18 protein-coding genes and 2 pseudogenes are annotated in these 25,169 nt (G+C 71.8%); 12 read left to right on the plus strand and 8 right to left on the minus strand.

Annotation, left to right across the window (positions count from 1 at the left end; all coding sequences use genetic code 11):
- The first annotated feature begins 4 nt into the window (after positions 1-4).
- Both IG78_RS0118440 and IG78_RS0118445 read left to right on the plus strand, forming a co-directional pair.
- Positions 5-892, plus strand: a complete 888-nt coding sequence (locus IG78_RS0118440) for an alpha/beta fold hydrolase (RefSeq protein WP_225882218.1) — start codon at positions 5-7, stop codon at positions 890-892.
- Positions 893-894: 2 nt separating this feature from the next.
- Positions 895-1,656 (plus strand): vWA domain-containing protein, encoded by a 762-nt coding sequence (locus tag IG78_RS0118445; protein WP_030564518.1) that lies wholly within the window; start codon positions 895-897, stop codon positions 1,654-1,656.
- A gap of 88 nt (positions 1,657-1,744) precedes the next feature.
- Here the strand turns inward: IG78_RS0118445 and IG78_RS51380 are convergent.
- Positions 1,745-1,906: pseudogene (locus tag IG78_RS51380) on the minus strand (tyrosine-protein phosphatase); the annotation flags it as partial.
- Positions 1,907-1,918: 12 nt separating this feature from the next.
- Positions 1,919-2,410 (minus strand): MarR family winged helix-turn-helix transcriptional regulator, encoded by a 492-nt coding sequence (locus IG78_RS0118450; protein WP_037686303.1) that lies wholly within the window; start codon positions 2,408-2,410, stop codon positions 1,919-1,921.
- A gap of 285 nt (positions 2,411-2,695) precedes the next feature.
- Here IG78_RS0118450 and IG78_RS0118455 point away from each other — a divergent pair, with 285 nt between their 5' ends.
- On the plus strand, positions 2,696-2,899 hold the full coding sequence (locus IG78_RS0118455; RefSeq protein WP_030564522.1) for a cold-shock protein: 204 nt from the start codon (positions 2,696-2,698) through the stop codon (positions 2,897-2,899).
- 94 nt (positions 2,900-2,993) lie between these two features.
- Positions 2,994-4,622, plus strand: a pseudogene (locus IG78_RS0118460) (DEAD/DEAH box helicase); the annotation flags it as partial.
- Between the two features lie 175 nt (positions 4,623-4,797).
- On the opposite strand, the gene IG78_RS0118465 reads toward IG78_RS0118460, so the two are convergent.
- Positions 4,798-5,700, minus strand: a complete 903-nt coding sequence (locus tag IG78_RS0118465) for a hypothetical protein (protein WP_030564526.1) — start codon at positions 5,698-5,700, stop codon at positions 4,798-4,800.
- A gap of 244 nt (positions 5,701-5,944) precedes the next feature.
- Here IG78_RS0118465 and IG78_RS0118470 point away from each other — a divergent pair, with 244 nt between their 5' ends.
- The 4 genes from IG78_RS0118470 to IG78_RS0118485 all read left to right on the plus strand — a co-directional run bounded on the left by IG78_RS0118470 (position 5,945) and on the right by IG78_RS0118485 (position 12,257).
- Positions 5,945-6,742, plus strand: a complete 798-nt coding sequence (locus IG78_RS0118470; RefSeq protein ID WP_030564528.1) for a S1 family peptidase — start codon at positions 5,945-5,947, stop codon at positions 6,740-6,742.
- A gap of 227 nt (positions 6,743-6,969) precedes the next feature.
- Positions 6,970-7,626 (plus strand): response regulator, encoded by a 657-nt coding sequence (locus IG78_RS0118475; RefSeq protein ID WP_030564530.1) that lies wholly within the window; start codon positions 6,970-6,972, stop codon positions 7,624-7,626.
- On the plus strand, positions 7,623-8,849 hold the full coding sequence (locus IG78_RS0118480; protein ID WP_078965565.1) for a sensor histidine kinase: 1,227 nt from the start codon (positions 7,623-7,625) through the stop codon (positions 8,847-8,849). Before IG78_RS0118475 ends, IG78_RS0118480 begins: the two co-directional genes overlap by 4 nt.
- A 291-nt stretch (positions 8,850-9,140) precedes the next feature.
- Positions 9,141-12,257 carry an endo-alpha-N-acetylgalactosaminidase family protein gene (locus IG78_RS0118485; protein ID WP_030564534.1) on the plus strand — a complete coding sequence of 1,039 codons (3,117 nt, stop codon included), beginning with the start codon at positions 9,141-9,143 and terminating at the stop codon, positions 12,255-12,257.
- Between the two features lie 79 nt (positions 12,258-12,336).
- Here the strand turns inward: IG78_RS0118485 and IG78_RS0118490 are convergent, their stop codons facing one another.
- The 4 genes from IG78_RS0118490 to IG78_RS0118505 form a co-directional block, all read right to left on the minus strand.
- Complete coding sequence (locus IG78_RS0118490) at positions 12,337-13,200, minus strand: NAD(P)H-binding protein (RefSeq protein ID WP_030564536.1); 864 nt, start codon at positions 13,198-13,200, stop codon at positions 12,337-12,339.
- Positions 13,201-13,413: 213 nt separating this feature from the next.
- Positions 13,414-15,918, minus strand: a complete 2,505-nt coding sequence (gene pepN / locus IG78_RS0118495) for an aminopeptidase N (RefSeq protein ID WP_030564538.1) — start codon at positions 15,916-15,918, stop codon at positions 13,414-13,416.
- 45 nt (positions 15,919-15,963) lie between these two features.
- On the minus strand, positions 15,964-16,326 hold the full coding sequence (locus tag IG78_RS0118500) for a chorismate mutase (RefSeq protein ID WP_030564540.1): 363 nt from the start codon (positions 16,324-16,326) through the stop codon (positions 15,964-15,966).
- Positions 16,327-16,337: 11 nt separating this feature from the next.
- On the minus strand, positions 16,338-17,240 hold the full coding sequence (locus IG78_RS0118505) for a helix-turn-helix domain-containing protein (protein WP_030564542.1): 903 nt from the start codon (positions 17,238-17,240) through the stop codon (positions 16,338-16,340).
- 141 nt (positions 17,241-17,381) lie between these two features.
- Here IG78_RS0118505 and IG78_RS0118510 point away from each other — a divergent pair, with 141 nt between their 5' ends.
- The 3 genes from IG78_RS0118510 (at position 17,382) to IG78_RS0118520 (ending at position 22,356) form a co-directional block, all read left to right on the plus strand.
- Positions 17,382-19,178, plus strand: a complete 1,797-nt coding sequence (locus IG78_RS0118510) for a glycoside hydrolase family 35 protein (protein WP_051852735.1) — start codon at positions 17,382-17,384, stop codon at positions 19,176-19,178.
- Positions 19,179-19,480: 302 nt separating this feature from the next.
- On the plus strand, positions 19,481-20,893 hold the full coding sequence (locus tag IG78_RS0118515; RefSeq protein WP_030564546.1) for a pyridoxal phosphate-dependent decarboxylase family protein: 1,413 nt from the start codon (positions 19,481-19,483) through the stop codon (positions 20,891-20,893).
- Positions 20,890-22,356: a lysine N(6)-hydroxylase/L-ornithine N(5)-oxygenase family protein gene (locus IG78_RS0118520; protein ID WP_037686306.1), complete on the plus strand. Its 1,467-nt coding sequence runs from the start codon at positions 20,890-20,892 to the stop codon at positions 22,354-22,356. The genes IG78_RS0118515 and IG78_RS0118520 overlap by 4 nt, the downstream gene beginning before the upstream one ends.
- Before the next feature lie 74 nt (positions 22,357-22,430).
- Here IG78_RS0118520 and IG78_RS0118525 read toward each other — a convergent pair whose 3' ends face one another.
- Positions 22,431-24,236 (minus strand): bifunctional metallophosphatase/5'-nucleotidase, encoded by a 1,806-nt coding sequence (locus tag IG78_RS0118525; RefSeq protein WP_030564550.1) that lies wholly within the window; start codon positions 24,234-24,236, stop codon positions 22,431-22,433.
- Positions 24,237-24,437: 201 nt separating this feature from the next.
- Here IG78_RS0118525 and IG78_RS0118530 point away from each other — a divergent pair, with 201 nt between their 5' ends.
- Positions 24,438-25,145 carry an SIMPL domain-containing protein gene (locus IG78_RS0118530; protein WP_030564551.1) on the plus strand — a complete coding sequence of 236 codons (708 nt, stop codon included), beginning with the start codon at positions 24,438-24,440 and terminating at the stop codon, positions 25,143-25,145.
- Positions 25,146-25,169: the final 24 nt, after the last annotated feature.

Below are 25,169 nucleotides of genomic sequence, written 5' to 3' on the forward strand. Positions count from 1 at the left end.
CAGGGTGACGATCATCAGTGACGGGCGGGGTCCGTCTCCGTACACGTACGAGAACACCTCACGCACCCGCCGGGCCGGTGGTCTCGTCCTGCACTTTCACGAGGGGGGCCCGGCCGATCCCGGCGCGCCGGTCCTCGTGATGCTGCACGGCGGTGGGCCCGGCGCCACCGCCTGGTCGGCGTTCGGCCCTTCGCTGGCCGCCTTCGCACCGCACTTCCGGGTGCTCCTCGTCGACCAGTTGGGCTTCGGCCGGTCCGACAAGCCCGAGTTGGACAAGGACTTCTTCGCCTTCAGCGCGGACGCCGTGGCCGCGCTCCTGGGTGAACTCGGCATCGGGAAGGCGCACTTCGCGGGTGCGTCCCTGGGCGGCGGCGTCTGCGTACGGATGGCGCTCGACCACCCGGACCTCGTCGACCAACTGGTCCTGACGGCGCCCGCGGGCCTCGCCCTGAACCTGTTCACCGCCGAGCCGACAGAGGGCGTCAAACGGCTCGTCGACGTCAACCTCGCGGCCGAGCCGACCCGCGCGCACCTGCGCGGCTTCCTCACCTCCCTCGTGCACGACCCCGCCCTCGTCACCGACGAACTCGTCGAGGAGCGGTACGCGCAGGCCATCGACCCCGAGGCCAGGATCGGCGCCCGGCGCATCGGAGCCGCCTTCGCCAAGTGGCCGGAAGCGGGCATGCTGTGGCGCGAGGCCCACCGGGTCACCGCCCCCACGCTCCTGACCTGGGGCCGCGAGGACCGGGTCAATCCCGTCGACGGTGCCTTCGTCGCGCTCAAGGCCATGCCCGACGCCAGGCTGCACGTGTTCCCGCGCTGCGGGCATCTGGCGTACGCGGAGCGGGCGGCGGAGTTCCAGCGGCTCGTCCTCGACTTTCTCGGCGGCTGACGGTGGGCGGTGGTATCAGTCTGGAGAAGGTGCAGGCCGTGGCTCCGCGGCTGGTCAGTCTGTACAAGGCGGCGGGGCGGCGGGTGCGGGCGCACGGGCTTGCGGGGGAGCGTGCCGCCGTGTATCTCGTCGTCGACCACTCCGGTTCCATGCGGCCCTACTACCAGGACGGCAGCGTGCAGGCGCTCGCCGACCGCGTGCTCGGTCTGGCCGCGCACTTCGACGACGACGGTGTCGTACCGGCCGTCTTCTTCTCCACGGACGTGGACGCGGTCGCCGACGTCGAACTGGCCCGCCACCACGGCCGGATCGAGGAGATCGTCGCCGGTCTCGGCCACATGGGGCAGACCAGTTACCACCTGGCGATGGACGCCGTCATCGACCACTACCTCGACAGCGGCAGCTCCGCGCCCGCCCTCGTCGTCTTCCAGACCGACGGCGGCCCGCTCAGCAGAGCCGCCGCCGAGCGGTACCTGTGCAAAGCGGCGAAACTGCCGCTGTTCTGGCAGTTCATCGGCTTCGGCAACCCGGCGAGCAAGCAGTTCGACTATCTGCGCAGGCTGGACGAGCTCTCCGTCCCCGACCGGCGCGTCGTCGACAACGCCGGGTTCTTCCACGCCGGTAAGGACCCCTTCGTACTGTCGGACGACGAGCTGTACGACCGCCTGGTCGGCGAGTTCCCGCAGTGGCTGGCCGCCGCGCGCGAGCGCGGCATCGTCGGCCCGCCCGCCACGTCTGGCCCACCCCCGCCCGGCGCAGCGTGAGCAGCGCCCCCGCGTCCGCCTTCGTGTCGTACGCGGCACGGAAAGTGCCGGAGGCCAAGTAGCCGTCCACGGCGGTGCGCGCGGGCATGCCCACGGCGCTCAGCAGGACGTACGTGGTCCAGCCGGTACGGTCCTTGCCCGCCGTGCGGTGGTACGGAGCCGCCCGGCCGCCCCGCCCGCCGCGATGTCGCGCAGCGGCGCGGCGAACCGCGCGCGGTTCGTGGCGCGTCCGCGTGAAGAGGGAGGGAATGAGGGGCCGGTGCTACCGGGAGAGCCGGGCCGCCGCCCGGCGCTGCCGCTCCGCCGCGCCGTCCAGGAAGCGGATGACCGTCTCCAGCTCCGGGGTCGTGAAGTCCGCGCAGAGCTCCTCCACCTCGCGCGCCCAGTCCGCGAAGACCTCCGTCATGCCCGACATCTTCTCCATGCGGATCTCGACGAGGACGCGCCGCTTGTCCGTGGGGTGCTTCACCCGGCGTGCGTAGCCCTTGGTCTCCAGGCGGTCCACGAGGCCGGTCACGGACGCGGGCGCGAGACCGGTCTCGGCGGCCAGGTCCTTGGCGGTGAGCGGGCCCTTGCGCAGCAGCAGGTCGAGCGTCTTGCTCTCGGTGGCGTTCAGGCCCTGCCGGGCGGCGACGGCCGAATGGAACATCACGGTGACCGCGCTGTTGGCCCGGCCCGCCGCGGCCAGGCGAGCCATCACGCCGACGCGCTCCGGCTCCTGGTCCTGGCGCTGCCGGGGCGGGCCACGGAGCACACCGGGTGAGGGGTCCGGCCCCGGCAGCGGGGGGCCGCCGGGGGGAGGGTCCCGTTCCTGGTGGCCCCCCGTTGCCGGGGACGGGGCTCGTGTTAGAGTTGAGTGTTGCAGTTTTGGTACCCATGAACTTTATGTGCGCCTGCCGGGATGCTCCGAGGGCGCATTATTTTGTTTTTCCGGCTCTTTAGGGCCGGACTCCGGTCTCTCCGGATGGGGGTCAATGCGGCGCTGGGAGGACCACAATTCCGTGGCTCTCCTTAATCTGCCCCTGTTGAGGAGATTGATATGGCAACCGGAACCGTGAAGTGGTTCAACTCGGAAAAGGGCTTCGGCTTCATCGAGCAGGACGGCGGCGGCCCCGACGTCTTCGCCCACTACTCGAACATCGCCACCCAGGGCTTCCGTGAGCTCCTTGAGGGTCAGAAGGTTTCCTTCGAGGTGACCCAGGGCCAGAAGGGCCTGCAGGCCGAGAACATCGTTCCCGCCTGATTGTCGCGGATCGCGAACCTCGCAGCCGGGGCCCGCACCTCCACGGTGCGGGTCCCGGCTTGTGTGCTGTCACCGGCCAGGAAGGCTTTGCCCCATGAATCGCTCCGACCGTCCCGCGCGCCCCGCCCGCCGGCGCTCAACGAATGCCCGCACGGCAGGCTCGGCCACGCGCGGCACGGGAGGCTCCGCGGAGGGCTCCTCCACCCGTGGCGCGGCGGGGGGTGCCGCCACCCGCGGCGCGGCCGCCGGCTCGGCCGCCCGCGGCAAGAGCTCGGGCGATGCCGGCAAGCGGCCGGTGAACGGCGGCGGCCGCGGTGGCCGCAAGACGTCCCGCCCCGCGGCACGCACCGCCCCCGCGGACTTCGCGCTGCCCGAGAGCACCACCCCCGCGCTGCCCGCCGTCGAGGCCTTCGGTGACCTCGACATGCCCGAGGCGCTCCTGAAGACCCTCGCCGCGCAGGGCGTCACCACGCCGTTCCCGATCCAGGCCGCGACCCTGCCGAACTCGCTCGCGGGCCGCGACGTGCTCGGCCGCGGCCGCACCGGCTCCGGCAAGACCCTCGCCTTCGGCCTCGCCCTGCTCGGGCGCACCGCGGGCCGCCGCGCCGAGCCCGGCAAGCCCCTCGCCCTCGTCCTGGTCCCCACCCGCGAGCTGGCCCAGCAGGTCACCGACGCGCTCGCGCCGTACGCCACGTCCGTGAACCTGCGCGTCACCGCCGTCGTCGGCGGCATGTCGATCAACAAGCAGGCCACCGCGCTGCGCCGCGGCGTCGAGGTGCTCGTCGCCACCCCGGGCCGCCTCAAGGACCTGATCGAGCGCGGCGACTGCCACCTCGGCCAGGTCCGCGTCACCGTCCTCGACGAGGCCGACCAGATGGCCGACATGGGCTTCCTGCCGCAGGTCACCGCGCTGCTCAAGCAGGTGGAGCCGGGCGGCCAGACGATGCTGTTCTCCGCGACCCTGGACCGGAACGTCGACCGGCTCGTACGCGGCTACCTCAGCGACCCCGTCGTGCACTCCGTCGACCCGTCCGCGGGCGCGGTGAGCACGATGGAGCACCACGTCCTGTACGTCGCCGACGAGACGGACAAGAAGGCCGTCGCGCTGCGCATCGCCGCCCGCGAGGGCAACGTCATCCTGTTCCTGCACACCAAGCGGGCCGTGGACCGCTTCACCAAGCGGCTCCTCGCCAACGGCGTGCGCGCCTCCGGGCTGCACGGCGGGCGCTCGCAGCCGCAGCGCAACCGCACCCTGGAGCAGTTCAAGAGCGGTGAGGTCACCGCGCTCGTCGCCACCAACGTGGCCGCCCGCGGCATCCACGTCGACGACCTCGACCTGGTCGTGAACGTGGACCCGCCCGTCGACCACAAGGACTATCTGCACCGCGGCGGGCGCACCGCGCGGGCTGGGGAGTCCGGGCGCGTCGTCACGCTCGTCCTGCCCGACGAGAAGCGCGAGATGACGCGGCTCATGTCCGACGCGGGCATCACCCCGCAGACGGTGGCGGTCCGCTCCTCCTCCGCGGAACTGGTCACGATCACCGGGGCGCGCGAACCGTCCGGCGTGCCGGTCGTCATCGCGCCGCCCGTCCAGGTCCCCGCACAGCGCAAGGGCCCGGGCAGCCGTGCCTCCGGCGCGGGCAACGCGTCCGGCGCGGGTGGCGCGTCCCGGGGCCGCGGAGGGCGCGGCAGGCGCGGGGGCCGGGGGCGCAGCGCGGCTGCGTGACCGACGCGGGCCAACTGCCGTCGCGGCTCATCCGGCCCGCGCGCGGGAGGGGCGGCTGAGCGCCCGGCTGGATGTGCCGCGCCGGGCATCGTGTACCTGCGGGCACGTTGTGGCTGGGTCGCGCAGTTCCCCGCGCCCCTTTTGGGCACCCACCGAACCGCAGCCGACTCGCTCACGTGTCGCACTCCAGAACCGTCCGGCACAGCCCGCACCGGGCCCGGATGCGGCCCCGTGCGGGGACCCGGATCCGCTGGTGGCAGGTGGGGCACGGGAAGGTCACCCGCAGCGGGCCCGTGCCGTCGGAGCGTGAGAAGGCGTAAGGGCCGCCGGGGCGCGGACCGGCCGCCCCGCCCCGGTCCTGGGCCTGGCGGCGGTCCTTCGCGTACCGCCGCCTGCCCGCCCAGCCCGCCGCGGTCAGGGGCGGCTGCTGCTCGTCCTGACGGGCCCGCGCGAGCCCTTTCGTGTACGCCGTGTACGCCTGCGGGCTGGTGAACCAGGTCTCGGGCGCCTCGCCGAACGCGAGGGCCCGCTTGGCGAGGACGTACCCGAACTCCTCCGGCGTCAGATAGCCGAGCTTCTGCGACGAGGCCCGGTCCTCGCGGTACGCGTCGAGCAGCAGCCACCCCGCGCCCAGATACGTCGTCGCCGTGTCGGTCAGGATCTCGTTGGCCCGGGTGCCGGGGAACGACAGGTCGAGGCGGTGCAGATACACATGCATCACCTCGTGCGCCAGGGCCGCGCCGATGTCTTTGCGGTGGGTGCGGAAGCGGTCGTTCAGCTCGATGAAGTACTCGGGGCCCGCGGCCAGTTCGACGTACGCCGCGTGCTCCATCTCGCGGAACGACACGATCACGCGGGCATCCGGAAGCCGCAGATGACGCACCATCTCGCGCGCCACCCGCTGCACACCCAGATACAGGTCGTCCTCGTCGCAGAAGGCCACGTCCGCGGGCGCCACGCTGGTGTCGAAGGTGTGCACGGTGTCGTAGGAGAGCCGTCGGTACAGCGCCGTGACGGCCGCGCGCACCGTCTGAAGATGGGGATAGCCGTGCTCCACGGGGCCGCCGTCCGCCACGCCGCCACCCCCTGAGCCGCTCCGCGCGCACAGTCCAATTCGTCCCCACTCTACGGGGGTCGCGCGCACCGGTTACCAGCCCGCACACGAACCCCTGGCCGAAAACCGCCCCTTGTCGCCCGTGTGTGGCCCTCCTCATAATCCAACAACGCTTGGCGGGCTCATGTCATGCAGTGCTCCGGCGCGTGCGGTATGGGCCCGCCGCGTGCGCAACCCCCCACAACTCCCACGAAGGGGCAAGAAGTTGAAGACGAAGTTCCGTGGAGTCAAGAGAGCCGCCGTTCTCGGGTCGGTCGCCCTCGGTGTCGCCAGCCTGCAGCCCGTCGTCGCCCAGGCCGCCCCGCACCCCGGCCCCAACCCCGGCGAGCGCGTCGTCGGCGGTGTGCGTGCCGCCCAGGGTGAATTCCCGTTCATGGTCCGTCTCTCGATGGGCTGTGGCGGCTCTCTCCTCAAGCAGGACGTCGTCCTGACCGCGGCCCACTGTGTCGACGGCTCGGGCAACAACACCTCGATCACCGCCACCGGCGGCGTCGTGGACCTGCAGAGCTCAAGCGCCATCAAGGTCAAGTCCACCAAGGTCCTCCAGGCACCCGGCTACAACGGCAAGGGCAAGGACTGGGCGCTCATCAAGCTCGCCAAGCCGATCAACCAGCCCACGCTGAAGATCGCCACCGACACCAGGTACAACAAGGGCGACTTCACCGTCGCCGGCTGGGGCGCCAACCGCGAGGGCGGCGCGCAGCAGCGCTACCTGCTCAAGGCCACCGTCCCCTTCGTGAGTGACTCCGCCTGCCAGTCCGCCTACGGCGGCGACATCATCCCCGGCGAGGAGATCTGCGCCGGCAAGCTCAACGTGGGCGGCGTCGACACCTGCCAGGGCGACTCCGGCGGCCCCATGTTCCGCAAGGACGACGCCGGCGCGTTCATCCAGGTCGGCATCGTGAGCTGGGGCAACGGCTGTGCCCGCCCGCAGTACCCCGGTGTCTACACCGAGGTGTCGACCTTCGCGGCCGACGTAACCAAGCACGCCAACCAGCTCTGACCCACCGGGCACCCCACAGTGCCCGCACGGTGAGCGGCTGAGTCGCGGGGCCGGGTCGCGCGGAACGCACCCGGCCCCGCTTCGTGCGCCCCAACTGTCCGGCCTCCTGCCGAGTACGTCCCTCCACTGCCGCCGAGTACGTCCCTCCACCTCCCGCCGAGTATGTCCCCATATGGAACACTCGGGGCCGTACGGGACAGGCTTCGGGCAAGGGCGGGCGGCAGCACATGGCGATCACGGTGGTCATCGCGGACGACCAGGAGATGGTCCGCACCGGCTTCCGCATGATCCTGGAGAGCCAGGCCGACATCGAGGTCCTCGCCGACGTCGTCGACGGCGAGGACGCCCTCGCCGCCGTCCAGGAACACGACCCCGACGTGCTCCTCCTCGACATCCGCATGCCCCGTCTCGACGGCCTCGAAGTCACTCGCCGCCTCACCGCCCACGGCGCGGTGCGCCCCCGCATCGTCATCGTCACCACCTTCGACCTCGACGAGTACGTGCACGCCGCGCTGCACGGGGGCGCCAGCGGGTTCCTGCTGAAGAACGCGAGCCCCGCCATGCTCGTGGAGGCCGTGCGCGCCGCGGCCGCCGGCGACGCCCTCGTCTCACCCGCGATCACCGTACGGCTGCTGCGGGAACTGGCCCCCGGCGCGGCCCCCGCGTCCCGCACCCCCGCCGAACCCCTCACCCAGCGCGAACAGGACGTCGTCCGCGCCCTCGCCCGCGGCCGCACCAACAACGAGATCGCCGCCGAACTGTTCGTCTCCCTGTCCACGGTCAAGTCCCATCTCGCCAACGTGCAGACCAAGCTGGACGCCAGGAACCGCGTCGAGATCGCCGCCTGGGCCTGGGAGAGCGGCCTCGCCACCCGCACCGCGTGAGCGCCCGCCCGCAGGACCCGCCGCGGCGCCGCCCCGCAGGCCCCGGACTCCTCGACCGGTACGCGCGCCTCCTCGACCGGTACCCCGAGCGCCGCACCGCGGCCCGACTGCTGCTCGCCGCCGTGCTCGTCCTCCTCGTCACCGTCGAGGGCCTGACCCTGGGCGGCAGATCCACCGGGCCGCGCGCCGCCGTGTGGACCGCGGGCATCCTGTGCTGCCTGTGCGCCGTGCCCTGGGCACGGCCGCCCCTGGCCCTGCGCGCCTGGACGGCGGCCGGGGTCTCCTGGGCCGCCACGCTGTACGTGTTCCTCAGCACGCGGCCGGGGACCGTCTGGGGCATGGGCGAGGCCATCGCGCTGCTCGTGCTGCTCACCGGCGTCCTGCTGCGGCTGCCCGCCCGCCCCGCCGCCGTCCTCGGCCCGCTGCTCGCGCTCGCCTGCGTGGCCGCCCCCGTACGGGACGCGTCCCCGGGCCGCTTCACGCTCCTGTTCTCCGCGCTCGCCGCCGTGGTCAGCGCGTTCTCGCTGCTGCTCCGCGCACAGCAGGCGCAGCGGGTACGGGACGTGCAGGCGGTGCGCGCCGCCGAACGCCTCGAACTCGCCCGGGAGCTCCACGACCTGGTCGCCCACCACGTCACCGGCATCGTCGTGCAGGCCCGCGCCGCGTCCTTCACCGCGATCGGCGCCGACGCCGCCGCCACCACGTTCACCCGCATCGCCGACGCGGGCGACGAGGCGCTCGGCGCGATGCGGCGCCTGGTACGGGTGCTCCGCGAGGGCGCGGCCCCGACCGTGCCCCTGGCCGGGCTCGCCGCGCTGCGCGACCTCGCCGAGACGCACACGGCCACCGGGCCGCCGGTCACCGTGACGGTGGAACCCGGGCTTCAGGAGCGGCTTCCGGCCGATCTCGCCGCCACGGCGCACCACATCGTGCGCGAGGCGCTGACGAACGTACGCAGACACGCCGCCGGGGCGAGGTCGGTGCACGTCGGTGTGCGGCTCGTCGAGGGCGGCCTGGAGGTCCGCGTCACCGACGACGGCGGACACCGCGCCGCGCCGACCGCCGCGCCCGCCCCGCGGGGCACCGACCGCGGCGGCTTCGGCCTCACCGGCCTGGAGGAACGCGCCACGGCCCTCGGCGGCACCCTGACGGCGGGGCCGACCGCGGACGGCGGCTGGGAGGTACGGGCGGTGCTGCCGTACGGGCAGGGCGCGGCGGGGTAGCGCGGCGCCGGGCAGCCGTGCCCCCGCGCGACCCGACCGGGGCGAAACCGGGTAGCGCCGGGAACGGCCGGGCAGTCGGACAGCGCGGGGGAGCGGCCGGGCGGCGCGGGGGAGCGGCCGGGCCGCGTGGAGGAGTGGCCGGGCCGCGTGGAGGGGCGACGTTAGTCCAAGACCTCTCCCGTCTTTGTCCATGGGCGCCCTCGTCCCGCGCGGCGCATCGTGACCGACACGAATTCCGTCTCGTCACGAATTCCGTCCCGTCACGAGTTCCGTCCCACGGAGGGTGCGTTCATGCTGCCGTCACAGACGCCCGGGCCCAAGGCCGGGCCGAGCCGCAGAGCCGTGGTCGCCTCGGGAGCGATCGCCGGGATCACCGGGATGGGCGCCGCCGTCGGAGCCGGCACCGCCGCGCACGCGGCACCGGCCACCGGGACCGCCGCCGCGGCCGACGAGGCGGTCCTGCGCTCCTCCGCCCTCGACGTCCGCGTCGCCACCGGCTTCCCGCGCGTCGTCTCGTACACCGACCGAGCGAGCCGCGCCGTCCTGCACGGCCAGCCCGACCCCGTGACCACGCTCCTGATCGACGAGAAGGAGCACACGCCGAAGGTCTCCGTGGCGCTGCGCGGCGACCGCGCCGCGTACACCCTCACCCTCGACGGCGGCACCCGCGTCGACGTGGAGATCGCCGTGAAGGGCCGCCAGGTCCACTGGCGCGTCACAAGGATCGACGACACCGCGGCGCTGCGCGTCGGCACCCTCCGCATCCCCGGCCTCGCCCTGCTCTCCGTGCGCAGCGACCAGCCCGGCGCCACCCTGCTCGCCGCGAGGGTGCAGCTCGACAAGGCCAAGAGCGGTGACACCCTGGTGCGGCTCACCCCCGACACACCCGCCGCCGCCCCGAGCGGCTGCGCGTACGCGGTGCTCGCGCACGACGCACTCGGCGGCGCCGTCGAGACCAACACCGTCTACGACAAGCCCACGGGGGAGACCACCTGGGAGAACGGCCGCCTGTGGCGCCACACCGTACGCAAGGACGGCCACGTCGAGGCGCGGCTCACCCCCGGCCAGTGGACGCACCGCGCCGCCACCGCCCCCGTGGACGCCACCGAGCCGCTGCCGTACGCGACCGTCGTCGTCACCGGCGACCGCAACGGAGACGGCAAGGTCGACTGGCAGGACGCCGCCATCGCCTTCCGCGACATCATGGTCAACCCGCTCGGCGCCGACGAGCAGCACCTGCGCGTCGTCCCGCACATCCCCTTCAACTTCGCCTCGCAGGCCACCAACCCGTTCCTCGCGACCCTCGACGACGTCAAGCGCATCCACCTCGCCACCGACGGCCTGCGCCAGTACACGCTCCTCAAGGGCTACCAGTCCGAGGGCCACGACTCCGCGCACCCCGACTACGCGGGCAACTACAACACGCGCGCCGGCGGCCTCGCCGACCTCAACACCCTCGTGAGCGAGGGCGCCAAGTGGAACAGCGACTTCGGTGTGCACGTCAACGCCACCGAGTCCTACCCGGTCGCGAACGCCTTCTCCGAGAAACTCGTCGACAAGAGCAACGAGCAGTGGGACTGGCTGGACCAGAGCTACCGCATCGACCAGCGCCGCGACCTGGTCTCCGGCGACATCGTGCGCCGCTTCGCCGAGCTGCGCCGCGACGCGCACCCGGCCCTCAACACCCTCTACATCGACGTCTTCCGCGAGTCCGGCTGGACCTCCGACCGCCTCCAGCGCACCCTGCGCGAGCAGGGCTGGATGGTCACCAGCGAATGGGGCCACGGCTTCGAACGCTCGGCCCTGTGGTCGCACTGGGCCACCGAGACCGACTACGGGCCCGACACCTCACGCGGCATCAACTCCCAGCTCATCCGCTTCATCCGGCACCACCAGAAGGACGTCTTCGCCGACAAGTGGCCCACCCTGCTCGGCGCCGCCCGCATGGGCACCTTCTCCGGCTGGACCGGCAAGACCGACTGGACCGCTTTCTACGACCTGATCTGGACGCACGCGCTGCCCGCCAAGTACCTCCAGGCGCAGCCCATCAAGTCCTGGACCGAGCACGAGATCACGTTCTTCGGCGCGGGCGCCACCTCCGTGACGGACGCCGACGGCGGAGCCCGGCGCATCACCACCGACAACCGGCTCGTCTACGACGGCGGCAGCTATCTGCTGCCCTGGGAGCCGCGCAGGGCCACCGACCCGCAGCAGCTCTACCACTACCACCCCCGCGGCGGAGCGAGCACCTGGTCCCTGCCCCGGGGCTGGGCCGGACTGCGCAAGGTCGCCCTGTACCGCCTCACCGACCAGGGCCGCGCCTTCGTCGCCGACGTACCCGTACGCCGCGGGAAGATCACCCTCGACGCGCGGGCCGGACAGCCCTACGTCGTCCACCGCACCCGCGTCCGGCGCGCCCCCGACCCCGACTGGGGCCAGGGCACCCCCCTGCGCGACCCCGGCTTCCACGCGGGGAACCTGGACGCCTGGCAGGTCACCGGGCCCGCCACCGTCGAACGCAGCGAGCTGGGCGACCACGAACTGGTGGTGGCCGCGGGCGGCGCCGCCTCCGTGAGCCAGCGCCTGCGCCGCCTGAAACCCGGTACGTACGCCGCGTCCGTGCAGGTAGAAGTGGGCGACGAGGCAGGACAGCGGCGCCGCGCCACCCTTCAGGTGCGCACCGCCGACGGCGTCACCGCCGCCAACTGGACGCACACCTCCACCGCGGTCAACTTCGTCGCCGCCGACCGCAAGCACGGCACCCGGTTCCAGCGCCTGTTCACGTACTTCACCGTGCCCGACGGCGGCGGCGCGGTCCACCTCGCGCTGCGCGCCGAGGCAGGGCGGGCGCGGGTGCGGTTCGACAACGTGCGGGTCGTCGCCGTGGGGGCGCGGCCGCCGCTCGGCCGGGGCGTGCTCGCCCGCGAGGACTTCGAGGACGTGCCGCAGGGCTGGGGGCCGTTCGTGAAGGGCGACGCCGGGGGCGCCACCGACCCGCGCACCCACATCGCGCAGCGGCACGCGCCCTACACCCAGCGCAACTGGAACGGCAAGGCGGTCGACGACGTCGTGGACGGCACCCAGTCCCTGAAGTCCCGCGGGGAGAACAGCGGCCTCGTCCACCGCACCGTCCCGCACACCGCCCGCTTCGCGCCGGGCGGACGCTACCGGGTGTCGTTCCGGTACGAGAACGAGAAGGCGGGACAGTACGCCTGGGTGACGGCCGTGGACGAGCCGGGGGCACGCGAACTGTCCCGCGAGGCCCTGCCCGTGGCCACCGCGCCGACCCAACTGTCCTACGAGTTCACCGCGCCCGCCGAGGGGGAGGCCTGGGTCGGACTGCGCAAGGTCGGCGACGACGGCAAGGCGGAGTTCGTCCTGGACGCGTTCGAGGTGCGGGAGGTGTAGCGCGGCCCCCGGCGAGCGCGGGCGGTTCAGGCAGCGCGGCCCCGGGACGCGCGGCCCGCGCAAGGGTGCCGGGGTGCTGTCAGGCGGCGGCCCGCGTGCGGAAGTCGTCGGCGTGCTCCTCGGCCCACCGCGCGAACGTCCGCGCCGGACGCCCGGTGACGTCCCGTACGGTCGTCGTCAGGTCCGTGTCGCCGCCGACGGCCGCGCCCAGGGACGCCAGGAACACCGGCAGCATCTCCGGCTCGACGTGCGGGAACATGTCGGGGGTCACCTCGGCGGGGGAGATCTCCACGTACCGCAGGTCACGGCCGAGAGCCCGGCCCAACTGGTGGACCTGCTCCTCGGTGGTGAGGGCTTCGGGCCCGGTGAGGCTGTGCACGGCGCCGGTGTGCGTCGCGGTGTCGAGCAGGGCGCGGGCGGCGACCGCGGCGATGTCGCCCTCGTGGACCGGCGCGAGGAGCAGCTTCGCGAACGGACCGCGGACCGTGTCACCGGCGCGGATCTGCGCCGCCCACTGCCGCGCGTTGGTGCTGAAGGCGCCCGGCCGCAGGAACGTCCAGTCGAGCCCGCTGGCACGGACGTGCTCCTCCAGCGCGGCGTGCACGTCATGGAGGGGGTGCCCGGCGGCGTCGTCGTGGTCGACGATGATCGACGAGAGGGCGACGACGTGCCGGACACCACCGGCACGCGCGGCCTCCAGGAGCGCCGCGGTGTGCTCACCGCCCGCCGCCAGGTGCAGGAACAGCGCGTCGGCACCCGCGAACGCCTCGGCCATGGCGGCGGGTTCGGCCGACGGCGCGAAGCGGACCACCTCGGCGCCCCCGGGCATGGCACCCGCACGCGCCGGGTCACGGGTCAGGGCGCGCACGGGCACACCCTCGTCGGCGAGCAGGGAGACGAGGGCACGGCCCACGTTGCCGGTGGCACCGGTCACGACGATCACAGGGACTCCTCGGGTTCGGGACGCTCGGGACGGCACGGGCCGGCGCGGTAGGGCCCCGGCCCGCCGCGGGACGGTGCTGCCCCGCCCCGCCATGCGTCAAGATCGACCCTAGGCAGCGGCCCGCGGCCACCGGATCATCACCGGGGTGGAGATCACCGACCGGCGACCGGGACCGCGGACCTAGGCCCAACGACCCAGGACCCCGGCCCCCCTTCACCCCTGCCCGGCACCGCCCCGCACCCGCAACGCCCGCCGCAGGTCGTCCAACTGGTCGTCCAGACGGCGGCGGAGCGCGGGCAGTACATCCGTGCGATCGAGGCAGCGCTCACCCAGGCGCAGCGTCTCCTCGTCCACGGCGGACCTCGGGAAGGCGTGCCGCCCCGCGGCCTCGGCCATGGCGGGCCCCCGACGATCTGCGAACGCCACCGCGTCCTCGAAGAAACGCGGCACATAAGTCCGTACGAGAGCGTCCTGCCCGGGCTGCCAGAAGCCCTGCGCCGTGGCCGTGAACAGATGGTTGGACAACTCGTCGGACCCGAACATGGCATCCCACGCCTGCCGCTTGGCGGTCGCGTCCGGCAGCGCCGCACGACAGCGCGCGGCACCCTCCTGACCGGTCGCGCTCGGATCGCGGCGCAGCTCAGCGGCGATCGCGGCCCCGTCGACCGCGCCGAGCACGGCGAGCCGGCAAAGGATCCGCCAGCGCAGCTCCGGGTCCAGCTCCGGCCCGCCGGGCACCGCACCCTGCGAGAGCCAGGTCGTGAGCGGCTCGGGCTGCGTCGCGGAGTCGATGACACCCCGCACGGCGATGAGCCGCAACCCGGGCTGCGAACCGTCCTCGGTACGCCGGATCACGTCCTGGCACAGCGCGTCGAGCGTGGCCAGGGCGGCGGTCCTGCCGTCGAGGGGCGTGTACCGGTCGGCGACGACGGCACCGGCGAAACCGAGGACGCCCGAGACGACGGCGAGGTCGCTCTCCGCGGGCAGATGGGCGCGGGCCGCCTCCAGATAGACGGCAGGGGCCAGCTCACCGTCGCGCACCATGTCACGCAGCGCGTTCCACAGCACCGCACGGGTCAGCGCGTCGGGAACACCGGAGAGCGAGGTGAGGACCGTATCCTGCGACACCTCGTCGAGGCGGACCTTCGCATAGGTCAGGTCCTGGTCGTTGGGCACGATCAGCACGGGCCTGCCACCGTCGCGCACCACCGGCTCCGCCCGCGCCGGCACGTCCGTCTCGTACCGCTCGCGAAGCACCAGGGACCGCCCGTCGGACAGGTCCCTGTCGTACACGCCCACGGCGACACGGTGCGGGCGGCTGCCCGCACGGCCGAGGGTGAGGGTCCACTCACGGCCGCTGTCCGTGACGGTGGGCGTGAACGTGTCCACGCCCGTGGTCCGCAGCCACGCCCGCGCCCAGTCGTGCACGTCGCGGTCCGTCGCCGAGGCGAGGTTGTCGATGAAGTCGGCGAGGGTCGCGTTGCCGAACCTGTGACGCGCGAAGTGCGCGTTGATGCCCGCGAGGAAGTCCTTCTCCCCGAGCCACACCACGAGCTGACGCAGCGCGCTCGCACCCTTGGCGTAGGAGATGCCGTCGAAGTTGAGCAGCGCGGACGCCGTGTCGGGGACCGCGTCCGGGTCGGGCGCCACCGGATGGGTGGAGGGCCGCTGGTCGGCGTCGTACCCCCAGGACTTGCGGGCGACACCGAAGTCCACCCACGCGTCGGAGAAACGGGTGGCCTCCGTGAGGGTCTGATAGCCCATGTACTCGGCGAAGGACTCGTTCAGCCAGATGTCGTCCCACCACGCCAGCGTCACCAGGTCCCCGAACCACATGTGCGCCATCTCGTGCGCGACGACCATCGCACGCGTCTGACGCTGGGTGTCGGTCACCGCGGACCGGAAGACGAACTCGTCACTGAAGGTCACAAGTCCCGGGTTCTCCATGGCACCCGCGTTGAACTCCGGGACGAACGCCTGATCGTAGGAGTCGAACGGATAGGGCTCCGTGAACTTCTCGTGATAGCGGTCGAAGCACGCCCGGGTGACGTCCAGAAGCTCATCGGCGTCCGCGTCCAGATGCGGCGCGAGCGAGCGCCGGCAGTGGATGCCGAACGGAAGACCACGGTGCTCGGTACGCACCGAATGCCAGGGCCCCGCGGCGACCGCGACGAGATACGTGGAGATCAGCGGCGTCGGCGCCGCCCGCCAGCGGCCACCGCCCACATGCTCGGTGACCCCGTTGGCGAGGACCGTCCAGCCCTTCGGCGCGGCGACCGTCAGCGCGAACACGGACTTCAGATCCGGCTGGTCGAAGGCCGCGAACACACGCTGCACGTCCTCAAGGAACAACTGCGTGTAGACGTACGTCTCCCCGTCGGCGGGATCGGTGAACCGGTGCATGCCCTCACCGGTACGCGAGTAAGCCATGGCGGCGTCGACCCGCAACTCGTGCTCGCCCGCCGTCAGACCACACAGCGCCAGCCTGTTGCCGTCCAGGTCCGCCGGGTCCAGGGCGGTGCCGTCGAGCGTGACGGAGCGCAGCCTCGCGGGCTTCAACTCGACGAAGGTGTCGCCGTCCGCCGCCGCGGTGAAGGTGATCACCGTGCGGGAGTCGAAGGTGTCCTCACCGGTGGTCAGGTCGAGATCGACCTCGTACCGCCGTACGTCGAGGAGCTGGGCTCGGGTCTGCGCTTCGTCGCGCGTCAGAACGGACATCTGGCCATGGTGCCTGATCCGGCGCACGCCCGTTCAGGGGTCCCCTCAGCGGTTGTTGCCGTCCGCGATGCTCTCGTGGTGCCTGATCACCTCCCCGATGATGAAGTTCAGGAGCTTCTCGGCGAAGGCGGGGTCCAGCTTGGCGTTCTCCGCGAGCTGGCGCAGACGGGCCACCTGACGGGCCTCACGGGCCGGGTCGGCCGGCGGCAACTGGTGGTTGGCCTTGAGGTGACCGACCTGCTGGGTGCACTTGAAGCGCTCGGCGAGCATATGGACGACCGCGGCGTCGATGTTGTCGATGCTGTCCCGTAGGCGGGACAGCTCGGCGCGCACGGCGGGGTCGATGCCGCCCTCCGCCGCCCCCGTTCCCGTGGCGCCGTTGTCGTCACTGGTGTGGTGAGTGGTCATGGCAGATGAGCCTACGTGCCATCGGGCGCCCCGCCGAAGGACGGCAGAGTGGGCGGATGTTCGGGATCGGGCACCTGCTGCGACCAGCCACCCGGCACCGCCCGCCCCTGCTGCTCACGGAAGCGCACCGGAGCCACCCCGACACGGCGCGTGAACAGCCGGGAGAAGTAGGCCGGGTCGTCGTAGCCCACCCGCCGGGCGACCGCGGCGACGGGCAGCTCGGTGGCCGCGAGGAGCTCCTTGGCGCGCCCGAGCCGGATGCCGAGGAGATAGTCCTTGGGGCTGCACCCCGCGCCCCGGCGCACGGCCGTGCGCAGCTCCGCGGGCGTCATGCCGTGCCGGGCGGCGTGCTCGGTCACCGACAGCGCCGTGAACGCGTCCCGGGCCAGGGACTTGAGGACGGGGTCGCCGTCGGGCGCCGTGTCGGCGCGGGCCCGGCGCAGCGTCACGAGCAGCTCGTGCACCGCGGCACTGGTCTCCACCTCGAGCAGCGGGTTTCCACGCCGGGCGGCGCGGGCGATGCGGCCGACGACGGCACGGGCCGCGTCCGGATCGGCAAGCGGCACCACGGGCCGGTCCGGGTCGATGTAGCCGAGTTCCGCGTACGTCGCCGTGGCCGGGCCCGTGAAGTCCACGAAGCACTCGTCCCAGCCGGTCTCCGGATCGGCGCCGTAGTGATGCGGCACCCCCGGCGACAGCCAGATCAGCGCGGGCGCCGTGACCGCCCCGCGCCGCCCGTCCGGCGCCCGGAACCAGCCGCTGCCCGCACTGACGACGAGGGCGACGTGATGGTCGAGGGTGCGCGGCCCGACAGCGGGGAGCGTGCCGTGCTGCAGGCCCACGCCCAGACACACCAGGCCGAGCCGGTGATGGACCGGGCTCGGCGTGAAATACCGCATCCAGGTGTGATACATCCGCCGCCGCCCCTTTCCTCCCGAACGCCTGACCGTGCGGACCACTGCGTCCAACCCGGCTCGATCTTTGTCCATGGACCGTGCCGCCCGCCAGAGGCAATCGTGGCCGCAGCAGGGATCGCGAGGGACACGATGGATACGATGGACGAAAGACACAGCACGGCCGCCGACGACCCCGGCGCCCACGGCGACACCTTCAAGGTGGGCACGGACGACTTCGAACTGGACGGGCGGCCCGTACGGCTGCTCTCCGGGGCACTGCACTACTTCCGCGTGCACGAGGCACAGTGGGGCCACCGGCTCGCCACGCTCAAGGCCATGGGCCTCAACTGCGTGGAGACGTACGTCCCCTGGAACATGCACGAACCCCGCCCCGGCGAACTGCACGACATCACCGCACTCGGCCGCTTCCTCGACGCCGCCCACACCGCCGGACTGTGGGCCATCGTCCGCCCCGGCCCCTACATCTGCGCCGAATGGGACAACGGCGGACTGCCGTACTGGCTGACGGCCGAGACCGGCACCCGCGCCCGCACCCGCGACAAGACCTACCTCGCGCACGTGGAACGCTGGTTCGCCCGGCTCCTGCCCCAGGTCGTCTCCCGCCAGCACGACCGCGGCGGACCCGTGATCATGGTGCAGGTCGAGAACGAGTACGGCAGCTACGGCTCCGACCAGGTCTACCTCGGCCACCTCACCGAACTCCTGCGCGCCCACGGCGTGACCGCGGAACTGTTCACCTCCGACGGCCCCGAGGACCACATGCTGACCGGCGGGAGCATCCCCGGCGTCCTCGCCACCGTGAACCTCGGCTCCCGCGCCCGCGAAGGCTTCGCCGTACTGCGCCGCCACCGCCCCAAGGGACCCCTGATGTGCATGGAGTTCTGGTGCGGCTGGTTCGACCACTGGGGCGCCGAACCCGTCGTACGCGACCCCCGGGACGCCGCGGACGCGCTCCGCGAGATCCTGGAGTGCGGCGCCTCCGTCAACCTCTACATGGCACACGGCGGCACCAGCTTCGCGGGCTGGGCGGGCGCCAACCGCGGCGGCAGCCTCCACGACGGCACCCTGCAACCCGACGTCACCTCCTACGACTACGACGCGCCCATCGACGAACACGGCCGCCCCACCGAGAAGTTCCGGCTGTTCCGCGAAGTCCTCGCCCCCTACGCCGACGCCCCCCTGCCCGACCCGCCGCCACCCCCGCCCACCCTCGCCGCCCCCGCCGTCGTCCACTTCACCGACCGGGTCGCCCTCGACACCCTCGCCGACGGCATCGGCAGCCCCGAGACCGAACACGCCGTACCCCCCACCTTCGAGGACCTCGGCGTCGACCGGGGCCTGGTGCGCTACACCGTCGACATCCCCGGCCCCCGCGAGCCCCACCCCCTGAGCGTGCGCGGACTGCGCGACCGCGCCGTCGTCCACATCGACGGCCTGCCCGCCGGCGTCCTCACCGAAGACGCCCCCACCCTGCCCGAACCCATCGCCGGGCCCGCCCGCGTCACCCTCTGGACGGAATCCCTCGGCCGCGTCAGCTACGGCCCCCGGCTCGGCGAACCCAAGGGCATCACCGGCGGCATCCTCCACGAACGCCAGTACGTCCACGGCGTACGGGCCGTCGCCCTCCCCCTCACCGCCTTCACCGACCCCGCCCCCGTCCGCGACCTCCCCGCCGACACCGGCCCCCTCCCCGGCGCGACCGGCCTCCACCGCGCCACCCTCACCCTCCACGACCCCGGCGACGCCGACCTCGAACTCACCAACTGGGGCCGCGGCTTCGCATGGGTCAACGGCTTCTGCCTGGGGCGCTACTGGGGGATCGGGCCGCAACAATCCCTGTACGTACCCGCCCCTGCCCTCCGGGAGGGAGCCAACGAGGTGTGGGTGCTTGAGGTGGAGGGGGCGGAGGGAGCGGGGGAGGTACGGCTGCGGTAGCCCTCGCCCGGGCTTTGCCGGTGCCGCAGGGTTCCAGCCCGTCCGGCGATTGAGGACGAGGCCGCAGGCCGATACGGGGGTCTGGTGGCGGAGCCCCCTGCGCGGCGGAGCCGCCAATGGACACAGCCGGGAAAGGGGCGGGATCGGGGGAGCCCCCGCCAGGGCCTACCACCCCACCCCCACCCCCCGCAAACTCCCCCCATGAGCAATACCCCTTTCAGGTCCGGATCGTTGAGCCCCCCGGGCAAACCGAACACCACGCGGCCACGCTGGAAACCCCACCCGCGCCCCGGAGGACACCGATGAGCACCCCGCCGCCCCTCGCCGGAGGCACCAACGGCCCCGACGCCCTGCGGCCCCTGCTCGAAACGACCCTCGCCGCCCTCACCGAGGGCGCCGAGACCCGCGGCGGCCCCCTCCCCAGCGGCGGCCCCACCACCGTCACCACCCGCGTCAGCGAAGCCGCAGGCAACCTCCTGCCCACCCACGGAACGGGCGCCCACCACGCCCTGCGCACCCTCATCCGCGCCATCACCGCAGGCGCAGCCGACCCCGCCGACCCCCTGTGCACCGCCCACCTGCACTGCCCACCCCTCGCCCTCGCCGCAGCCGCCGACCTAGCCGCGTCCGCACTCAACCCCTCCATGGACTCCTGGGACCAAGCCCCCGCCGCCTCCGCCCTCGAAGCGCTCCTCACCACCACCCTCGCCGCCGAAGTCCACGGCACCGGCACCGGCGACGCCCTGATCACCACCGGCGGCACCGAATCCAACCAACTCGCCCTGCTCCTCGCCCGCGAACACACCACCACCCCCAGTCGGCCCCAACGCCCCCTGCACCTGCTCGTCGGCGCCAACGCCCACCACTCCCTGCGCCGCGCCGCCTGGCTCCTCGGACTCCCCGAACCCATCACCGTGCCCACACCCGCAGGCGTCCTCGACCCCACAGCCCTCGACAAAGCCCTCACCGCACGCACCGAACTCTCCGGACCCGCCGACGCCTACCTCGTCACCGCCACCGCGGGCACCACCGACGCCGGCCTCATCGACCCCCTCACCGACATCGCCGACCTCTGCGAAGCCCACGGCGCCCGACTCCACGTCGACGCCGCCTACGGCGCGGGACTCCTCTTCAGCGACACCCACAGACCCAAGCTCCACGGCCTGGAACGCGCCGACAGCGTCGCCCTCGACCTGCACAAACTCGGCTGGCAACCCGCCGCCGCCGGACTCCTCACCGTCCGCGACCCCACCGACACCACCGTCCTCACCCACCGCGCCGACTACCTCAACGCCGACGACGACACCGAAGCAGGCCTGCCCGACCTCCTCGGCCGCTCCCTGCGCACCACCCGCAGACCCGACGCCCTCAAGATCGCCGTCACCCTCAAAGCCCTCGGCCGCACCGGACTCGGCGCCCTCGTCGACCAGGTCTGCGACCGCGCCCGCGAACTCGCCGACCTCATCACCGCCCACCCCCGCTTCGACCTCTACGACAAGCCCACCATCAGCACCGTCCTGTTCCGGCCAACCGACGCCGACGACGACCACATCGCCCAGGTCCGGAGGACACTCCTGGACAACGGCACCGCCGTCCTCGGCCGCGCCACGATCGACGGCCGCCGCTGGCTCAAAGCCACCCTCCTCAACCCACACACCCGCACCGAACACCTCACGGCCCTGCTCACGCTCGTGGAAGGAACCAGCCACCGATGACGGCCACGCCCGACACGCCCCACCGCCACGACAGGACCGCGCAGGCACCCACCACCCCCACCGCACCCCGCGACCTCATCGGCATCGGCATCGGCCCCTTCAACCTGTCACTGGCCGCCCTCGCCCACCCCCTCACCGAACGCGGAAAGCTCGACGCCGCCTTCTACGAACAACAGCCCTCCTTCCACTGGCACCCCGGCCTCCTCATCGAAGGCGCCACCCTCCAAGTCCCCTTCCTCGCCGACCTGGTGACACTCGCCGACCCCGCCAACCCCTGGTCGTTCCTCAACTACCTCCGCGCCCGCCAGCGCCTCTTCCCCTTCTACTTCGCCGAGCGCTTCCACATCCAGCGCACCGAATACGACGCCTACTGCCGCTGGGTCAGCGAGAACCTCCCCGCCCTGCACTTCGGCCACCAGATCGACGCCGTCCGCTGGAACCCCGAACGCTCCCTCTTCGACATCGACTTCACCCAACTCGACGCCGACGGCGAAGCCGAAGCACTCGGCCGCACCCACGCCCGCAACATCGCCCTCGGCATCGGCACCGCCCCCTACATCCCCGAACCCCTCAAACCCCTCGCCGACGCCCCCACCGTCCCCGTCATCCACTCCGCCGACTACCTGCAACACCGCGACCGGCTCCGCACCGCCGACCACATCACCGTCATCGGCTCAGGACAATCCGGCGCCGAAATCTTCCTCGACCTCCTCCGCCACCGCCCCCCGGGCGCCGAACACCTGCACTGGCTCGCCCGCACCCCCGCCTTCGCCCCCATGGAGTACTCCAAACTCGGCCTCGAACACTTCACCCCCGACTACACCCGCTACTTCCACGCCCTGCCCGAACCCGTACGCGACCGCCTCGTCCCCGGCCAGTGGCAACTCCACAAAGGCATCGACGCCGACACCATCGCCGCCATCCACGACGAGCTCTACCAGCGCACCCTCCACGGCGGCTGGCCCGACACCGTCCTCACCCCCGGCGTCACCGTGCGCACCGCGGGCCGCGTGGCCACCACCCGCGTCGAACTCCACCTCGAACACATCGAGGAAGGCACCCGCTCCCGCCTCACCACCGACGCCGTCATCCTCGCCACCGGCTACCGCGAACGCCCCCTCGACCAACTCCTCGCCGGCCTCGACCCCTACATGCGCCGCGACAGCGCCGAACGCCCCCGCATCGACGCGCAGTACCGCCTCCTCCTCGACCCCGCCATCACCGCCACCGGCAGCAACGTCTACGTACAGAACGCCGAACGCCACACCCACGGAGTCGGCGCCCCCGACCTCGGCCTCGCCGCCTGGCGCAGCGCCACCATCCTCAACACCCTCACCGGCACCAACCCCTACCCCCTGCCCGACCGCACCGCCTTCACCACCTTCGGCCTCACCGACCCCACAGCCCGCACCCCCACACCCCGCACCCCCCAGCACACCAACCTCGTCCGACTCAAAAACTGACCCCACCCGGAAACGACCGTGCCCCGCTTCCCACGCCCTGACGGACACCAGAAACGGGGCACCGAAACCAACACCTAGAACACCGGCGTACCCGCCCGCGTCAAACGCCAGTCCACCGAAGCGAACTCCGCCGGATCGATCGTGCCCTTCGCCTTCACCCACGCGATGATCGTGTTGCGGATCTCCTCGGAATTCACCCACACCTGCTTCGCACGCGCGATGTGCGGAAAATTCCCCCCACCACTCGCCCGGTAATTATTCACCGCAAGCACGAACTCCGCCCCCGGATCGACATCCCTCCCCCCGAACCGCAGCTTCGATATCCGCGAACCCACAGGCTGCGCTATGTCGATCTCGTACGTCACCCCGTACAACGCGTCATAGTTGTAATCCGGAACGCTCTCCGCATTCGTCAGCCCCGCCGGATCCACCGGCACCCCCGGCTCCGTCCGCACGTAATAACGCGCCGAGAACTCCAGATACTCCTTCAACTGCGCACCCGTGAGCACCCGAGCCTCCAACGTGTTCTCGAACGGATACAGACCCGCCGCGTCCCGGATCGTCACCTCACCCGCCGGGATCTTCGCCGTCCGCGAGAAACACGACGCCTGCGAAAGCACCGGCAGCTTCCCATACGCACCACCCGCAAGCGCAGCCCTCACCGTCTCCGCCTGCACATGACTGATCAGATCAATGATCGCCACATCCTTGTACGGGCCCTCGGCAGTACTCATCGCCTCCTTCGACGTACCGATCACCTGATTCACGTACCGCACGACCTTCTCGTGCTCACCACCCAACAGCCGCGTGATCCGCCGGTCCTCCGCCACCGCATTGGAGTTCAGGACCTTCGCCCCCACCCCCGCCACCCGCCAACGACCCATCGACCACACCAGATCGAAATCGAACAACGTAAGCCGCTGCCCCCACTTCAACGGCTCCGAAAGAACAACCTTCTTCCCCGTCGCCTTGTTCTCCACCCAATACTCAGGAATCTCCGTGTGCGCGTGCCCCACCAAAATCGCATCGATCCCCGGCACCTGCTCCGCCACCAACGCCGCCGCGTTCTCCACATACGGCAACTGATCCCCGTACGACGACGTCCCACTCGACCCCGAATGCGCCGACACCACCACCACATCCGCACCCAACGACCGCAACCGCGGCACCCACTTCGCCGCCTGCTCCTCCAGACCCGGGAACGTCATCTTCCCCTGCACATTCGCCTTGTCCCAGATCGCGATCCCCGGATTCGTCAGACCAAGCACCGCAACCCGCACATCACGCCCGCACGGCGTACGAAGCCGATGCATGCTGTACGGCGCGAACGCGGGCCGCTGCGTCCGCGCATCCACCGCATTCGCCCCGAGCAGCGGAAAGTCACACTGCTCCTCGAACCTCCGCAACACCGGAATCCCGTAATTGAACTCATGATTACCGAGCGCCGCCGCGTCATAACCGATCGCGTTCATCGCCCGCGCCATCGGATGCACCGGACCCCGCGCAGTTGTGATCGGATCGACCTTCGCGTAGTAGTACGACAACTGCGTGCCCTGGATCGTGTCACCCGCGTCGATCAGAAGCGTGTTCCGACGCCCCTTCTCCCCACGAACCTGATCCACCAACGTGGAGATCTTCGCCAGACCCACATCGTTGTGGTCCTTGTCGTCGAACTCCCTGTCCGTGAAGTAATCCCAGTTGAAAACGTTGCCGTGCAGATCCGTGGTGCCCATCACCGTGAAGGAGTACGTACGCGGCCCGCGACCCCGCCGCACCGCGGGCGCCGCCTCCGCCGACTGCGCCACCGCGCCACCCGCCAGCGCCACGCCCACCCCCGTGGCAGCGGACCGACCCAGGAACCCCCTGCGGTTCAACGGCATCCCGAACTCCTCACATACTCGAACAGCACGAACAGCACGAACAAACAGCAGTAACGCGCGTAGATTCTGTCCCGCCCACGCCCTCCGCGACAGACCCACCAGGTTTCGATCCGGTGACCGCCCCGTTGACTGTCCCGTTGACCGTCCCGTTGACCGTCCCGTTGACTGTTCCGCACCCCGAGGCAGTGCGAAAGTGACCCCATGACCACCGAAGAAACCACCCCCAACACCCCCTACGGCACCCCCGAAGCCCCACGCCTCGCGGTCCGCGGCGAAGCCCACCTCGAAGTCGACCCCGAAATCGCCCGCATCGGCATCACCGTCAGCGCCCGCGGCACCGACCGCCGCGACGCCCTCACCGACCTCACCCGCCGCAACACCGCCGTCATCGACCTCGTCAAAACCTACGGCGAAGCCGTCGAACACGTAGAGACCGGCGCCTTCTTCATCACCCCCGAACTCACCAAACGCGGCAAAGGAGAACGCGTCCGCACCTACCACGGCCGCGTCCACATCACCGCCGAACTCACCGACTTCACCGCCCTCGGCGAACTCACCACCCGCGTCGCCGACCTCGAACTCACCCACATCGACGGCCCCTGGTGGGCCCTGCGCCCCGACTCACCCGCCCACCGAACCGCCCGCCAACAAGCCGTCAAAGAAGCCGTCCAACGCGCCCGCGAATACGCCGAAGCCCTCGGCACCACCCTCGCCGCCCTCGTCGAGATCGCCGACATCGGCGCCGACAACGCCCCCTACGCCTTCGGCGGCCCCGCCGCCCCCGGCATGGCCCGCGCCGCCTACGGCGGCGCCCCCGAAGCCACCCCCGCCCTCGACCTCGAACCCCAACGCCAATCCGTCTACGCACAGGTCAACGCACGCTTCACCATGAACCCACCACAACTCTGAGCAACGGCAACCCTCACACCCGCG

Source organism: Streptomyces aureocirculatus, assembly GCF_000720475.1.
Lineage (GTDB): Bacteria > Actinomycetota > Actinomycetes > Streptomycetales > Streptomycetaceae > Streptomyces > Streptomyces aureocirculatus.

Excerpts from the sequence above, each read along its gene's own strand:
- IG78_RS0118455 (WP_030564522.1), top strand. The coding sequence starts at position 2,696 with ATGGCAACCGGAACCGTGAAGTGGTTCAACTCGGAAAAGGGCTTCGGC.
- IG78_RS0118475 (WP_030564530.1), top strand. The coding sequence starts at position 6,970 with ATGGCGATCACGGTGGTCATCGCGGACGACCAGGAGATGGTCCGCACC.
- IG78_RS0118485 (WP_030564534.1), top strand. The coding sequence starts at position 9,141 with ATGCTGCCGTCACAGACGCCCGGGCCCAAGGCCGGGCCGAGCCGCAGA.
- pepN (WP_030564538.1), bottom strand. The coding sequence starts at position 15,918 with ATGTCCGTTCTGACGCGCGACGAAGCGCAGACCCGAGCCCAGCTCCTC.
- IG78_RS0118500 (WP_030564540.1), bottom strand. The coding sequence starts at position 16,326 with ATGACCACTCACCACACCAGTGACGACAACGGCGCCACGGGAACGGGG.
- IG78_RS0118505 (WP_030564542.1), bottom strand. The coding sequence starts at position 17,240 with ATGTATCACACCTGGATGCGGTATTTCACGCCGAGCCCGGTCCATCAC.
- IG78_RS0118510 (WP_051852735.1), top strand. The coding sequence starts at position 17,382 with ATGGACGAAAGACACAGCACGGCCGCCGACGACCCCGGCGCCCACGGC.
- IG78_RS0118515 (WP_030564546.1), top strand. The coding sequence starts at position 19,481 with ATGAGCACCCCGCCGCCCCTCGCCGGAGGCACCAACGGCCCCGACGCC.
- IG78_RS0118520 (WP_037686306.1), top strand. The coding sequence starts at position 20,890 with ATGACGGCCACGCCCGACACGCCCCACCGCCACGACAGGACCGCGCAG.
- IG78_RS0118525 (WP_030564550.1), bottom strand. The coding sequence starts at position 24,236 with ATGCCGTTGAACCGCAGGGGGTTCCTGGGTCGGTCCGCTGCCACGGGG.
- IG78_RS0118530 (WP_030564551.1), top strand. The coding sequence starts at position 24,438 with ATGACCACCGAAGAAACCACCCCCAACACCCCCTACGGCACCCCCGAA.